The 14,380-nt window shown below is 43.8% G+C and carries 10 protein-coding genes; 7 read left to right on the forward strand and 3 right to left on the reverse strand.

Translation table 11 applies throughout. The annotated features are described in order from the left end of the window. Positions 1–95 precede the first annotated feature (95 nt). Together pruA and AHMF7605_RS26535 are read left to right on the forward strand one after the other, a co-directional pair. Positions 96–1,724, forward strand: coding sequence for an L-glutamate gamma-semialdehyde dehydrogenase (gene pruA, locus AHMF7605_RS26530; RefSeq protein ID WP_106932967.1), 1,629 nt, complete (start codon positions 96–98; stop codon positions 1,722–1,724). A 426-nt stretch (positions 1,725–2,150) separates the two neighbouring features. Beyond that, complete coding sequence (locus AHMF7605_RS26535; RefSeq protein ID WP_146153680.1) at positions 2,151–2,633, forward strand: hypothetical protein; 483 nt, start codon at positions 2,151–2,153, stop codon at positions 2,631–2,633. A 78-nt stretch (positions 2,634–2,711) separates the two neighbouring features. On the opposite strand, the gene AHMF7605_RS26540 is transcribed toward AHMF7605_RS26535, so the two are convergent. Then, positions 2,712–3,137 carry a hypothetical protein gene (locus AHMF7605_RS26540; protein WP_106932969.1) on the reverse strand — a complete coding sequence of 142 codons (426 nt, stop codon included), beginning with the start codon at positions 3,135–3,137 and terminating at the stop codon, positions 2,712–2,714. Positions 3,138–3,525: 388 nt separating this feature from the next. Between AHMF7605_RS26540 and AHMF7605_RS26545 the strand changes: the two genes are divergently transcribed. Further along, positions 3,526–4,419, forward strand: coding sequence for a hypothetical protein (locus AHMF7605_RS26545; protein WP_106932970.1), 894 nt, complete (start codon positions 3,526–3,528; stop codon positions 4,417–4,419). A gap of 34 nt (positions 4,420–4,453) precedes the next feature. Here the strand turns inward: AHMF7605_RS26545 and AHMF7605_RS26550 are convergent, their stop codons facing one another. After that, positions 4,454–5,332, reverse strand: a complete 879-nt coding sequence (locus AHMF7605_RS26550) for an AraC family transcriptional regulator (RefSeq protein WP_106932971.1) — start codon at positions 5,330–5,332, stop codon at positions 4,454–4,456. Between the two features lie 461 nt (positions 5,333–5,793). Further along, entirely contained in the window at positions 5,794–6,672 is an 879-nt protein-coding gene (locus tag AHMF7605_RS26555) for an AraC family transcriptional regulator (RefSeq protein WP_106932972.1), read from the reverse strand. A 120-nt stretch (positions 6,673–6,792) separates the two neighbouring features. Here AHMF7605_RS26555 and AHMF7605_RS26560 point away from each other — a divergent pair, with 120 nt between their 5' ends. The 4 genes from AHMF7605_RS26560 to AHMF7605_RS26575 all read left to right on the forward strand — a co-directional run bounded on the left by AHMF7605_RS26560 (position 6,793) and on the right by AHMF7605_RS26575 (position 14,251). Then, entirely contained in the window at positions 6,793–7,608 is an 816-nt protein-coding gene (locus AHMF7605_RS26560) for a phytanoyl-CoA dioxygenase family protein (RefSeq protein WP_106932973.1), read from the forward strand. Between the two features lie 385 nt (positions 7,609–7,993). Further along, positions 7,994–11,488, forward strand: a complete 3,495-nt coding sequence (locus AHMF7605_RS26565) for a PVC-type heme-binding CxxCH protein (RefSeq protein ID WP_106932974.1) — start codon at positions 7,994–7,996, stop codon at positions 11,486–11,488. A gap of 78 nt (positions 11,489–11,566) precedes the next feature. Next, a complete protein-coding gene (locus AHMF7605_RS26570) occupies positions 11,567–12,478 on the forward strand; it encodes a sugar phosphate isomerase/epimerase family protein (RefSeq protein ID WP_106932975.1) in 912 nt (303 codons plus the stop codon). Between the two features lie 660 nt (positions 12,479–13,138). Beyond that, the gene (locus tag AHMF7605_RS26575; RefSeq protein WP_106932976.1) at positions 13,139–14,251 is read left to right on the forward strand and encodes a Gfo/Idh/MocA family protein; all 1,113 of its coding nucleotides are present in this window, start codon (positions 13,139–13,141) and stop codon (positions 14,249–14,251) included. Positions 14,252–14,380 lie beyond the last annotated feature (129 nt).

The following is a 14,380-nucleotide window of genomic DNA, read 5'->3' on the forward strand; positions in this document are numbered from 1 at the left end:
AATGTAATCAGTCAGCAATTTAACTTTACAACCTTTAAACCTTCCAACTTTTTAACTTTTCAACCTGTAACTTACAACTAAAAAATAGCAATACCATGTCTGGATTTTTTAAGGTACCTCTGCCGGTAAACGAGCCGGTAAAAAACTACGCCCCGGGTTCGCCGGAAAGAAAAGAATTACAACAAACTTATAAAGAACTTAAATCACAGCAATTAGATATACCCATGTACATTGGTAATCAGGAGGTACGGAGCGGAAACAAGCTGCCGCTTACCCTGCCCCATGATCACCAGCACGTTTTAGGTTATTTCCACGAAGGCGATGCCAGCCACGTTAACCAAGCCATTGAGGCCGCTTTAGCGGCCCGGGAACAATGGGCTAGTACCCCTTGGCAAAGTCGGGCGGCCATATTTTTAAAAGCCGCTGAGTTACTTGCCGGACCGTGGCGGGCGCGTTTAAATGCCGCTACCATGCTGGGGCAATCTAAAAATGCCTACCAAGCCGAAATTGATTCAGCCTGCGAAATGATTGATTTTTTGCGTTTTAATGCTAAGTTCATGACGGAGATTTACGCCCAGCAACCCGAATCAAGTCCGGGCGTTTGGAACCGTTTGGAGCATCGACCGCTGGAAGGTTTCGTGTTTGCCTTAACCCCATTTAACTTTACCGCCATTGCCGGCAATTTACCCGCTGCCCCCGCCATGATGGGTAACGTAGTCGTTTGGAAACCCGCTTATACCCAGGTTTACGCCGCTCAGTTTTTAATGCAGTTATTCCGGACGGCCGGTTTGCCCGATGGCGTTATTAATTTAATTTATGTAGATGGTCCGGTAGCCGGTGAGGTTATTTTTAGTCACCGGCAGTTTGCGGGTATCCATTTTACGGGTTCTACCGGAGTTTTTAATAATATCTGGAAAACTATTGGCAACAACTTGCATTTGTACCGCGGCTACCCGCGCATTGTGGGCGAGACAGGGGGAAAAGATTTCATTGTGGCGCACCCATCCGCCAACGCTAAAGAAGTAGCAACCGGGATTACCCGCGGGGCTTTTGAATACCAGGGTCAGAAATGTTCGGCTGCTTCGCGGGCCTATATTCCGGCTAATCTATGGGAGGACGTAAAAAGCTCGATTGTCGAAGATTTGAAATCGTTTAAAATGGGTTCGCCGGAAGATTTTGGTAATTATATAAACGCGGTTATCGACGAAAAATCATTTAATAAAATTACCCAATACATTGAAGCGGCTAAAAATGACCCGGAAGTAGAAGTTATTGCCGGCGGCAATTTTGATAAATCCGTGGGTTACTTTATTGAACCAACCGTTTTATTAGTGCAAGATCCGGCGTATGTAACCATGTGTGAGGAAATATTCGGCCCAGTAATAACTATTTACGTGTACCAGGAAGCAGAATTTGAAGAAATACTGGAAGTAATTAATACCACTTCGCCTTATGCTTTAACGGGTTCGATTTTTTCCCGCGATCGTTATGCCATTGATGTAGCCACCGGTAAATTACTGCACGCTGCCGGTAACTTTTATATAAATGATAAACCTACCGGCGCCGTAGTCGGCCAGCAACCTTTTGGCGGCGCCCGGTCTTCTGGTACCAACGATAAAGCTGGTTCGGTATTTAATCTTATCCGCTGGACTTCTACCCGCACCATCAAGGAAACCTTTGTTCCCCCGGTAGATTACCGCTACCCGTTTCTGCAGCCAGAATAAGTAGTATAAGAAAAGCCTTGGATGTCTAAACTGCCAGGGCTTTTTTCTTGGTTTAACCTCTTATGGTTACTTGTTTATGAAATAAGATTAAAAAAATTTAACTTTTTACCTGCAGCAAAGACTGAATTTAAGTTGAGTTAATCCATGCCAAGCAGCCTACTCGACTGAATATAGAGTATCGCTGGTGAGGCAAAGTAGCTAATCTACTACCTCTTTTTTAATCATTTAAGTTTCAGAAAACAGTAGCGGTTAGTAAATGCATAATTAGCTTAGGCAGGAAAGTCTTAAAATTGAAGGAAATATTGGGCTTTTAAAGCCTCCAAATTCTTTTTTACTTTAACCCTAACTCAACTTGTGGGGCAGTTAGCGCGTAAACTTTTAGCACATGTGAATGCATGGCAAGAGTTTTAACTGTAAACCTTTAAAATGATGGCAACAAAAGATAGTGGAAATAGTCAGAGACAGAACACACCGAATGCACCTCAGATAGATAATATTGATGAGGTAACCAACGTAGATGAAAACAATCGCAATTTAGACGATGTAAATGATACTGGTGGCCGCATTGACGACGGTCAGGCCCATGATGATTTTAATGGCGGTGGCGACGTGTTAGGCCGGCGTGGCGGCGGTCCCGCTGAAAAAAGCGGTTTGGGTAAGGAACCAACCCCACACGGAAAACAACCTCATACTATAAGCGATAAAGATACCGGCCACGGCACCCACCGGGGCGGCACAGGCCCTGGCCACAGTGGCCAAAAAGGAAACCACCAGGGAGAAGATACGCAAAGTCCGGGACGGAATACACCCGGTAAGAACCGGAAGGAAGAATTAAATACCGGTAGCCTTGATAACCAGGCAGGTTTAAAAGAAGAAGGCGAAGGTGGTCAGCAACCCAGAAAAAGGTAATTAGTGAAACAGGATAGTATAACGGAAAAGGCTGCTCGTTTAAAAGCAGCCTTTTTATTTAGTAAACTAAAAATTTTTCTACTCTGCTTTACGGGCAATCTCGTTTAGAACACATTTTTGCGCAAACGAAATATTCGCGCAAATTTCATATTCCTCTAACTCCGAAAAAATTAATTCCTGAAAACGCAGATTGAGTAAAATCTCGTGCAAATCCTTCTGCAAAGCAAAAAATACCAAATGGTTAATAGCCGAATAAGATTTTTGTTCACAGGTTTGCAGCAAATTATAATTAAATACCAGCCGGCACATGGTATCTAAGTGCAAACACAGCTTTTCCAGGTATTGATCGTTGTAATTATTCTGGATGCCGTTTTCAAAAATTAAATGCAAAAAACGCATCCGGGCAAATAATAATTTATCGTCTTCCGTGCGGTACATCTGTACTACGTCGCCTACTAAGTATCCTTTGTCTTCAAAGAATTGCTTGCTCTCTTGAATGGTCATGTACTTAAAAAATTTAAACGGATTATACTCGTAATTTACAGGTATCTAATAAAAATCAAAAAATCTACTTTATAATTTTTTTGTTTCTTTTAAATACCCAAAATAAACTTGTTATCTGAATATAGTCATTGTTGATTGTTTTACTGATACTTACTACAAGCAACTATTTAGTATTTATTAATAAAGATATAAATATATTTATTGTGTTAATAGGTTTAAATAATATTACTATAATTAAAGATTTTTAACTCTGCGCAAAAGTTTGGTTGGTAGTTTTTAAAATTCTTTACCGGTATTGTTATAGAAAACTTAACCCTGGAATAAAGTCTTCGTAAAAAATAGAATCTAGCTTTACTAAAAGAGAGATTATTCATTTAAATCGAAAAACATGCACGAATATCAAAATAGAAACCGGAATGATCGGGACGATCATCTGGCAGAAAACCAACGGATAGGTAAGCGGATAGCCGAGGAAAACCGCAATCAAAATTGGAACGAGCAATACCGGAGTGGTCGCGATTATCATAATTCACCTGAGTCGAACAACGGAGGCCAACAGCACTATGGTGCCGATCCTAATAGTGCTTACCGGAATGCAAATATTAATTTTGGAGATAACCGGGATAACCGCGATAATTATAATCGTCAGCAGAATTTTCAGCAAAACAATCAACAACATTGGCCGGTAGACAGAGGGCAGGATAATTACCGCCACGAAGAGCGCGTTCGTGATAATCAATTTAATCAGGATAATCGGAACCGGAATAACTTTAATCCAGGCAATCGTTATTTAAACGATCGTTATCAAGCTAATCGCCCGGATCAAGGCGAACGTTATGATGTAAATAGGTATACCGAAAGCGATAACCGTTTTTACGCCGGCGAAGAACCGCGCCTGTTTGACGACCGCAAACAATTCCAAGCCGAAGATTATCGCTACGGCAGTGGTAACCGGCATTGGGAAGCACCCGGACACGATGAGGATTACGATGCCGACAATGATCGTAATAAAAACCGTCGCCGCCACAATGATCAACAGGACAACCGGGGCTTTTTCGGCCGGATAGCCGACCAGGTGCGCGAAGACTGGCGTACTTTTACGCATCCTGATGATGGCCAAAATCAGAATAATCAAAATAATCAGAATTGGCGGAGCGAACCCCGTAATTTTAATCGGGGATACGAATCAGGTCCACGTTGGGCGGACGAAGATGATTCCCAGCGCCGAAACAACGAGCGCCGCTCTAACCGCAATTACGACGAAGATAACCGCCGTTGGTAATAGAAAAGCTGGATTTTAATCCGGCTTTTTTATTTTAAGAATGGTTGCTCTTGGTGTATTGTTTTTGGTAATGTAAAGGACTCAATCCGGTTATAGCCTTAAATTGGTGATTAAAGTTGGATAAGGTTTTATAGCCGCATTCGTAACAGATTTGGGTAACCGCTAATTTTTCTTCAATGAGTAATTTACAAGCATGTCCAATCCGAATCTCGCTGACAAAATCATAAAATGTTTTATTCGCGCGGGCTTTAAAATACCGGCAAAAAGCCGATGGGCTCATGTTAGCTACGGCAGCTACTGTTTCCAGTGAGATAGTATTTTTAAAATTAGTTAGAACATAATCGTGTACCTGCTGCATCCGGGGCGTGTCAGATGATTTAAACGAGTTCGTAAAGCCAATGCTGGAAAGTAAGTTGCAATCGGTAGCCCTAGCTAAAGTATGTAGTATTTCCAGCAATACCAGAATCCGGTCGAAGCCGTTTAGTTGCCCTAATGCTTTTATATGATGCGTGAGAATTTCGCGGGTATAGCCGGTAACCTCTAAGCCTCGTTCCGATTGCTGCAGCAGGTTTTTTAAATTAAACATCTCCGGTTTATTAAAAAAGTCAGCCCCTAAAAAGTTGGCGTCAAAGTAAACTACAATGCCTTGTACTTGGCAATCGGGATTACTTTCAAAATAAACCGCGTCGCTCCGCCATAGGTGAGGCAGGTTAGGACCAGTAAAAACTAAATCGCCGGCTTCAAAATGTTTAATAGAGTCCCCAATAAAGCGCGTACCGGTGCCCTCCAAAACTAAAAATAATTGATATTCCGGATGAAAATGCCAGTTCGGGTCAAAGTACGGGTCATGCAACTCCTTTACGGTAAAGGAACCTGTAGTTTGATTGGGTGACTTCCGGATAACAGGTTTCATGGAGGTAGTTATGGTTGTATATTTTTAAATTTAGGAAAGTTTAGATGAATTTAAAATTAGAATGGCTGAAATAAAATAGGTTACGTGATGGTGCAAAATTACTTACTTGGAGCCTTTTCAAGTCTCCAGGCTGCGGTGCTATCTAGTTTGATATTTCAAGTTTTCCTCCTGGCCGGCGGGCTTCATTTGGCTCTTTCGGGCTGGTCTAAGCTTCTTTTGTTCGTCCCTCACAATGCCTTGTTCCTCGGCACCAGAACCTGAGAAGGCCCTCCACCGCCAAACTGCTGTTGTTTACACTTAGCTTCTGTCCTTCTTTTTTAAAGCATTTAGATAGGAAACAAGTACTTTTTTATATTTAGTTAAAATTGACAATGACTTTTCTAAGTAAGAAAGAAAAAAGACTTTAAAAAACTATATTTTAAGGAATGAGCTTCTTAAAATAAGAATTTACTCCTGCTTCTTTAAAACTGACGCCGGTATTCTTGCGGTGATTTGTGCTGGATTTCTTTAAAACGTCGGTTAAAGTTGGACAGGTTGCGGAAGCCGCTGGCGTAGCATATTTCGGCAATACTGCGGTTGGTTTCAATGAGCAGCTTACAAGCATGACCAATCCGGATTTCGTTTACGAACTGCGAAAAATTACGGCGAGTCCGTTTTCTAAAGTAATAGCAGAAAGCCGGTACGCTCAGGTGCGCCAGCGAAGCTGCGTGAGCTATTGATAGGTCTTCGGTAAAAGAATTAAACACGTATTGGCAAACGCTGTTAATCCGCTCGCAGTCGAAAGTATCCGCATACTGGCTAAAGCCCGCACTGGCTATTTGTTGCTGATCCGGTGAACTCGCCAGAAAATCTAGTAAAGCTAATAGTTCAAATAACCGTTTGGCTCCATTTAGTTGCAACAGACGCTGCATGCGGCAGGCTGTCTCAGCGCGGGTGTTTTTATCAAAAGTAATTCCCTGTTGGGCTTTATCGAGTAGCTTCCGGATGTTCGTCATTTCCGGCACCAGAAAGAAATTTTGTCCTAAGAATTGAGGATGAAACTGGATGACGATTGACTGGGAAACGAATCCCTTCCTTTGGTATTGTTTATCACTGTGCCAGTAATGAGGTAAATTAGAGCCGAGCAAGGCTAAGTCGCCGGGTTCAAAATCAGCAATAGAATCTCCTACAATGCGTTTGCCTTGCCCGGCTATTATTAAAGTAAGCTCCAATTCCGGATGAAAATGCAAAGGCGCATCGAAAGCCGGCAATTTAAATTCGCGAATAGTAAAAGACCCTTGCTCCGTTGCGGGTATTTTCTCTAATAAAGCTTTCATCCGTACTAATTTATATGAATTCATAAATTAATACGATACTTACTTTAATAAAGTATCAGTATTTGTAAATGGAAGGGTGGAACCTGGCTAATAATTTAGATTTCTTTGTTAAGAAAATAGCTCTTACTTTTTAATCTTACTAAGATGAACGAAACACTTGCTTCTCCCCAAACCCAAACGTACCCGCTTAGCTCCTTGGATATTGATTCGTATCAGCAAAATGGTCATATTCTACTGCGCGAAGTAGCCAGCCCGGAGGAGGTGAAGAGTTACCGTGCCGCTATTGACGAGGCGGTCGCGAAATACAACACCGAGACCCGCGCTTTAGCGGAACGCGATACCTACGGGAAAGCCTTTTTGCAGATTATGAACTTGTGGGAACAAGACGAAGCGGTACGCCGGTTTGTGTTGGCTAAACGCTTTGCCCAGATTGCCGCCGATTTAATGGGCTGCGCAAACGTGCGCATTTACCACGACCAAGCTTTGTTTAAAGAACCAGGCGGCGGTTTTACGCCCTGGCACCAGGACCAGTATTATTGGCCGCTCGATACCGATAAAACCATTACCCTTTGGATGCCGCTGGTAGATATAACCGAAGACATGGGAATTATAAAATTTGCTTCGGGTTCGCATACCGAAGGATACATTGATAAATTAGGTATTTCGGACGCTTCCCAGAACTTTCTGGAAGAGTACATTCAAAAGAATAACTTCCCGATTAGCACCACTTCTTACATGCAAGCCGGCGATGCTACTTTCCACTCTGGCTGGACTTTGCACGGTGCGCCGGGCAATAACTCCGGTACCATGCGCGAAGTAATGACTATTATTTACTTTGCCGATGGAGCAAAAGCCATCGAACCCGATAACAAAAACCGCCAAGCCGACCTGGAACGCTGGTTACCCGGCGTAAAACCCGGCGAATTAGCTGCTAGTCCGCTAAATCCGTTGGTGCTGTAAAAGTAGATCTCTACCATAAGGCAAGCCAATTAAAATATTCTTTACCGGAACCGGAAAAAGCCAGGGCACTAAATATTTAATGCCCTGGCTTTTTATGTACCTAAACTAAATTTTAAAATTAATTAAAGCTGTTGGCAAAGTAGCTTCGGGGTAACAAACAGCCAGACTTTACAACAATCTAATCATAAAACTTAAAAACATTTCCTGTATATTATACCGGATGTTTCCGAAAGCCTAAGAAACTAGTCAAGATACAGTCAATTTCGGTTAAAAAACAGGCAGTATGGCAGCTAATAAATTAGTAAACTTGTAAAAGCGTCTTAGTTTTAGTGGCTTAATTTAGTAATATTATAAATTTTTGTAGGTAGGAAAGCAAAATATGCACATGAAACGTAGTATTAATCTAGTTCTCTTAATTGCACTGGTGGTGGGTAGTTGTATGAAAAACCCCAATACCAGCCAAAGCAGTAGTCAGGCTCTCCGGCGGGTAGAGGTTTTGTTTTTAGGGCATAAAAGCGAGCACCACAACTCCGATAAATATGCCCCCACCTTGGCTACTGCCTTGTTTAGTCGCGGCATTAATATCACCTATACCACCAACCCCGCTGATCTGAACCCGGAAAATTTAAAAAAATACGATGGTTTAATCATTTACGCCAACCACGAAACCATTGCGCCAGAACAGGATAAAGCTTTAACGGAGTTTGTGGAGAGCGGCAAAGGATTTATTCCCATCCATTGTGCTTCGTTTTGTTTCCAAAACTCCGAGAACTACATTAAAATGGTAGGCGGCCAATTTAAAACGCATAAAACCGGCGACTTTACCGCGAAGATTACGGATGCCAAGCACCCGACTATGCAAGGCATTACGGAGTTCTCTACCTGGGACGAAACCTACGTACACGATAAATTAAATCCCGATAATAAAATACTGATGACCCGCGACGAAGGAGGCCGACCGGAGCCCTGGACGTGGGTACGGGAGCAAGGCAAAGGCCGCGTGTTTTATACCGCCTACGGCCACGACGAGCGCACCTGGAACAACCCCGGCTTTCAGAAATTAATTGGTAACGGCGTTTTATGGGCCGTGGGCGATAAGGTAAGTAAACAAGTAGAGAAGCTCGCTTTACCCACTTTAACTTACGTAGATGCCGCCGTACCAAACTATGAAAAACGCGATCCGGCGCCTAAATTTCAAAATCCGTTAAGCCCTTCGGAGTCGCAGAAACTCATTCAGGTACCCGTTGATTTCGATTTGCAGTTATTTGCCGCCGAGCCGGATATTATCAATCCTATTTCCATGGCCTGGGACGAACGCGGCCGTTTGTGGGTAATTGAAACCGTAGATTATCCCAACGAAGTACGCGAAGAAGATGGCGTTGGCGACGACCGCATTAAAATTTGTGAAGATACCAACAACGACGGCAAAGCCGATAAGTTTACCATTTTCGCGGATAAGTTAAATATTCCTACCAGCATTGTTTTTGCCAACGGCGGCATAATAATTTCGCAGGCGCCGGTATTCCTGTTCTTAAAAGATACCAATGGCGACGACAAAGCCGATGTGCGCGAAGTAATTCTGGAAGGTTGGGGAAAATCAGATACGCACGCCGGACCATCTAACTTAAAATACGGCCTGGATAACAAAATCTGGGGCACGGTAGGTTACTCGGCTTTTAAAGGCACCGGCAAAAATCAGAATCTTGCTTTCAGCCAAGGCTTGTATCGCTTTAACCCCGATGGTAAAAATTTAGAATTTTTAGCGAAAACCAGCAACAACACCTGGGGCTTAGGCTTCAACGAAAACTTTGATGTGTTTTTATCCACGGCCAATAATACGCACAGCGCTTATTATTACATGCCCGATAAAAATTTAAAAAGAGTGCTGGTAGGCGGCAGCGGCGCGCAAGGCATTAAAAAAATTGACGGCCACTACGATATGCATACCATGACGCCTAATTTGCGCCAGGTAGATGTTCACGGCGGCTTTACCGCGGCCGCTGGTCATAACTTATACACGGCCCGTAACTTCCCGAAAGAATACTGGAACCGCATTGCATTTGTATGCGAACCAACCGGCCGGGTGGTACATAACGCCATTATGGAGCCAAGTGGTGCCGGTTACGTAGAAAAAGACGGCTGGAACTTTATGGCTTCTTCCGATGAGTGGATGGGTCCGGTACACGCCGAAGTTGGTCCGGATGGCGCCGTTTGGGTAGCCGACTGGTACGATTTCATTATTCAGCACAACCCTACCCCAACCCCGGAGCGCGGTGGTTACCAAGCCGAAAACGGTAAAGGCAACGCGTACATTAACCCGTTACGCGACCACGACAAAGGCCGAATTTACCGTGTAGTTTACAAAAACGCCAAACCCTACGATCCGGTTAAATTAGACAAAACCAAACCCGAAACCTTAGTAGCTGCTTTAAACAACGATAATATGTTTTGGCGTACTACGGCCCAGCGCTTAATCGTAGAAGGTAAACACCAATCCGTATTACCCGAACTGTACAAAATAGCCGCTAATCAAAGTGTAGATGAAATTGGCGTAAATGCCCCGGCGGTACACGCTCTCTGGACCATGCATGGTTTAGGCGCTTTATCGGGTTCTAACCAGGAAGCCTTACAGGTTGCAATTAAAGCCTTATCGCACCCGGCGGCCGGCGTTCGTAAAACAGCTATTCAGGTTCTGCCTAAAACTCCGGAAGTAAAGCAAGTTTTATTAAAATCCAACCTGATTAATGACCCTGCCCAGCCCACCCGCTTAACGGCTATTCTGGCTTTGGCCGAAATGCCGGCTGCCGCCGATATTGGTCAGGCTATTTATGCAGCTAGTTTGTTACTCGAAAACGATCAGGAGCCCGCCATTGCTCAGGCGTTATTTGTAGCTACCGCTAAACACCAGGCTGGCTTTAAAGAAGCGATGCAAAAAGACGGTAAAGCTGCTGAATCAGCTTCGGCTGGTTTAGTACCTCGTATTACTCAAAGCTTAGATAAAGATGTACGTTTACTGGAAAGATGGTCCCGGATGCCGGCCGCCGAAGCTCCGAATGTGGCCGGTAAGGAAATAACCATTAAATCAACGGTAATAAAACCAAGAAGCGGTAAACCAAGCGGCGTCATTATGACTCACGGCGACACCAATCAGGGCTACGGATTGTACATAGACGAGGATAAGGTAAATCTTTTGGTGAAACAAAACGGCAAAGCTTATTCCGTTTCGGCACCGGTTCCCCAGGAAAACCGCTTCGAAGTAGTGGCCCAGTTAGCCCAAAACGGCAAGTTGGCTTTGCAACTCGATGGTAAAACTATGGCGGAAGGCAAAGTTCCTGGTTTGTTTAAGCAACCGCTTACTTCCGATTTAGTAATCGGGATGGGAGGTAAAGACGAAAAGAAGTTTGGCCCTTATAAAGACGATTTTAATTTCGACGGCAATTTATCTAATACCTTCCTGGAAGTTGGTTCGATTGTAGTTACCGCCGTTCCCACTACCGAAAAAGCGGATGTTACCATTAACCTGAAAGTGGTGAAAGACCAAATGCAGTTCGATAAAAAATCGTTCACGGTAAAAGCTGGTCAGGTAGTAGAACTGGTGCTGGAAAACCCTGACTTTATGCAACACAATTGGGTTCTGGTAATGACCGGTATGACCGATAAAGTAGGTGCCGCTGCCGATAAATTAGCGGCTGACCCGAAAGGAGCCGAGAAGAATTACGTTCCTAAAATGACCGAAGTTATTGCTGCTACCGACTTGGTAAACCCCGAAGGCCGTACTGTCATACGGTTTAAGGTACCTGAGAAAAAAGGCGATTATCCGTATGTCTGTACCTTCCCAGGCCATTGGCGCATCATGAATGGTGTCATGAAAGTAATTTAATACATTTGATTCAATCTAAAATAACCCGGTAAGTTTAAAAACTTACCGGGTTTACCTCTCCTGCTTAAAAATTTCTGTATGTCATTAAATGTAAAATTCGGTGTAAGCACTTGGCTCTGGACGTCACCTTTTGATTCAGAAACGCTGGCTTTATTTCCCAAAATTAAATCTATGGGTTACGATGTCGTGGAGATACCCGTAGAAGATACGAGCCTGATAGATGCTGCCAAGTTAAAAGCAGCACTGGAAGCAAATGGCTTGGAAGGTCTTATTTGCGGTGCTTTTGGTTCTACCCGGGATTTAACCCACGAAGACGAACTTTACCAACGCAACAGCATCGAGTACATTACCCAATGTTTTCAGATTTCCCAAGTCATTGGTTGTTCGTTTGTATCTGGGCCCATGTATTCGGCGGTAGGTAAAGCTAGATTAGTTTCGCCGGAACAAAAGAAAATAGAATGGGAACGGGCCGTAACCAATCTGCAGAAAGTGTGCGAAATAGCCGAACAATACGGCCAGGCCATCGCCCTGGAACCCATCAACCGTTTCGAAACCGACTTAATAAATAATGCCGAAGACGTGATGCAGTTAATCCACGACATCAACCATCCTGCCGCCCAGGTTTCCCTGGATGGTTTCCACATGAACATCGAAGAACCGGATATCGAGAAAGCCATTCTTTTAACGGGCGATAAATTACGGCACGTACAGGTATCGGAAAATTACCGCGGTACGCCAGGAACCGGTCAAACCCGCTGGGATGCTTTCTACCGCGGATTGTCTGCCATTAATTACCAGGGCACCGTGGCTATTGAAAGTTTTACCCCCAACGTAAAAGAACTGGCCGGAGCCGTCTGTATCTGGCGCCCTCTCGCCGAAAGCCAGGATGGTTTTGCTTCGGAAGGTATTCAATTTTTAAAAAAATGGGCCAGAGGGGAAGAAAAGGTTAAGCAGGAAGATGGTATTGCTAGTGCTTTGGTTGGGAGATAAAGTTTTGTTTGCATAGTAGCGGCCATTGCTTTAGCTGGCTATAGCTGAATATTGTTCGCATAGCTAGATAAGTAGCTTTATTGCTTAGTGCAGTTGTTTCATCGCTCAGGTATTTGTTCTTTTTGTCTTGACACAAAAAGAACCAAAAAAGTCAAGACGCTAAAAACTCGCTGAACGCTCGAACAGTTTAGCGTCATTCTTTGCACCGGGCTGAAGCTATCTGTTGCATAGCAAGCTGGAAAATTTTAAAATTTCGGTGTCATTCAGGAGGAACCTATTTAGCTACGTAGCCAAATAGGTTCCTCCTGAATGACACTAATAAATAAAGAGGCTTAATTGAGTTATAAAGTAAAAGTTTTATCTATCTACACTGATTAAATTAAGCATTCTTCTATTCTAAATGAATGAGATAAGCCGCAGCTAAGCATAAACGACATCAGTTTGGCTGTGGAGGGCCTTCTAAGCTTCCGGTGCGCAGCATTCCGAGGAACGAGGAAAGGAAGCTTAGACCAGCCCGGAAGAGCCAAACGAGGCCCGCCGGCCACGAGGCGAACTGGTTACTTATCAAACTAGATAGCACTCCAGCATGGAGACGGGAACCGGCTCCAAAGAACAACTTAGAAAACCGAAAACGAACTGATTTCAAAAATTATAAAAACTATGACCCAACAAAAAATCAAAGTAGCCATTGTCGGCCTTGGTTTCGGAGCCGAATTTATTCCTATTTATCAGAAGCATCCAAACGCCATTATGTATGCTATTTGTCAGCGGAATGAGGAAAAACTGCATGAAATAGGAAACGCTTTCGGCATAGAAAAACGCTACACCGATTACGCCGAGTTGTTAAAAGACTCGGAAGTAGATGCTGTTCACATTAACACGCCTATTCAAAGCCATGCCGAGCAATCGTTAGCCGCTTTGCGAGCGGGTAAGCACGTGGCCTGTACCGTGCCTATGGCTACAACCGTAGAGGAATGTCGCCAGATTGTAGAAGCTGTAAAAGAAACCGGTAAAACCTACATGATGATGGAAACGGTTATCTATAGCCGCGAATTTTTGTTCGTAAAAGAGCTATACGAGAAAGGTGAGCTGGGCAAGTTGCAATTTATTCGCGCTTCGCACCAACAGGAAATGGCCGGCTGGCCGGGTTATTGGGAAGGGCTGCCTCCCATGCATTACGCTACCCATTGCGTCGGTCCAGTGTTAGCTTTACCTAAAGCGCAAGCCGAATATGTATCGTGTTTTGGTTCTGGCCGCATCGACGAAAATTTAATTTCAAAATACGGTTCGCCATTTGCCATTGAATCTTGCCACATTAAACTAAAGGATTCTGATTTATCCGCGGAAGTAACCCGTTCTTTGTTTAATACGGCGCGGCAGTACCGCGAAAGCTTTGATGTGTACGGGTCTAAAAAATCGTTTGAATGGACTTTAATTGAGCACGAAGACAATGTGATTCATACCGGCGAAACCCCGAAGAAAGTAAAAACACCAGACTACGCGCATTTATTACCTCAGGAAATCCAATCGTTCACCCAGCAAGGCGTTTACGACTCTGACGAGCACCAGCATTTATCTTTTATTCAGGGTTCCGGCCACGGTGGTTCGCACCCGCACCTGGTCCACGAGTTTTTAACGGCTTTAGTTGAAGGTCGCGAGCCTTACCCAAATGCTCAGCAATCCGCTAATATTACCTGCGTAGGTATTCTGGCCCACGAATCAGCTATGAAAGGCGGCGAAATTATGCGCTTGCCGGATTTTACACTGGCTTAACTGTTTCATAAATTTATTTTAATCCCGCTATCAGGTAAAATCTCAGCCTGGTAGTGGGATTTTTTTAAATTCTAATTATTTGAAACCTACTAGCACTATCCTATAGAATTATAGATAAAAATTTTGGCT

The organism is Adhaeribacter arboris (assembly GCF_003023845.1).
Taxonomy (GTDB): Bacteria; Bacteroidota; Bacteroidia; order Cytophagales; family Hymenobacteraceae; genus Adhaeribacter; species Adhaeribacter arboris.

Excerpts from the sequence above, each read along its gene's own strand:
- pruA (WP_106932967.1), top strand. The coding sequence starts at position 96 with ATGTCTGGATTTTTTAAGGTACCTCTGCCGGTAAACGAGCCGGTAAAA.
- AHMF7605_RS26535 (WP_146153680.1), top strand. The coding sequence starts at position 2,151 with ATGATGGCAACAAAAGATAGTGGAAATAGTCAGAGACAGAACACACCG.
- AHMF7605_RS26540 (WP_106932969.1), bottom strand. The coding sequence starts at position 3,137 with ATGACCATTCAAGAGAGCAAGCAATTCTTTGAAGACAAAGGATACTTA.
- AHMF7605_RS26545 (WP_106932970.1), top strand. The coding sequence starts at position 3,526 with ATGCACGAATATCAAAATAGAAACCGGAATGATCGGGACGATCATCTG.
- AHMF7605_RS26550 (WP_106932971.1), bottom strand. The coding sequence starts at position 5,332 with ATGAAACCTGTTATCCGGAAGTCACCCAATCAAACTACAGGTTCCTTT.
- AHMF7605_RS26555 (WP_106932972.1), bottom strand. The coding sequence starts at position 6,672 with ATGAATTCATATAAATTAGTACGGATGAAAGCTTTATTAGAGAAAATA.
- AHMF7605_RS26560 (WP_106932973.1), top strand. The coding sequence starts at position 6,793 with ATGAACGAAACACTTGCTTCTCCCCAAACCCAAACGTACCCGCTTAGC.
- AHMF7605_RS26565 (WP_106932974.1), top strand. The coding sequence starts at position 7,994 with ATGAAACGTAGTATTAATCTAGTTCTCTTAATTGCACTGGTGGTGGGT.
- AHMF7605_RS26570 (WP_106932975.1), top strand. The coding sequence starts at position 11,567 with ATGTCATTAAATGTAAAATTCGGTGTAAGCACTTGGCTCTGGACGTCA.
- AHMF7605_RS26575 (WP_106932976.1), top strand. The coding sequence starts at position 13,139 with ATGACCCAACAAAAAATCAAAGTAGCCATTGTCGGCCTTGGTTTCGGA.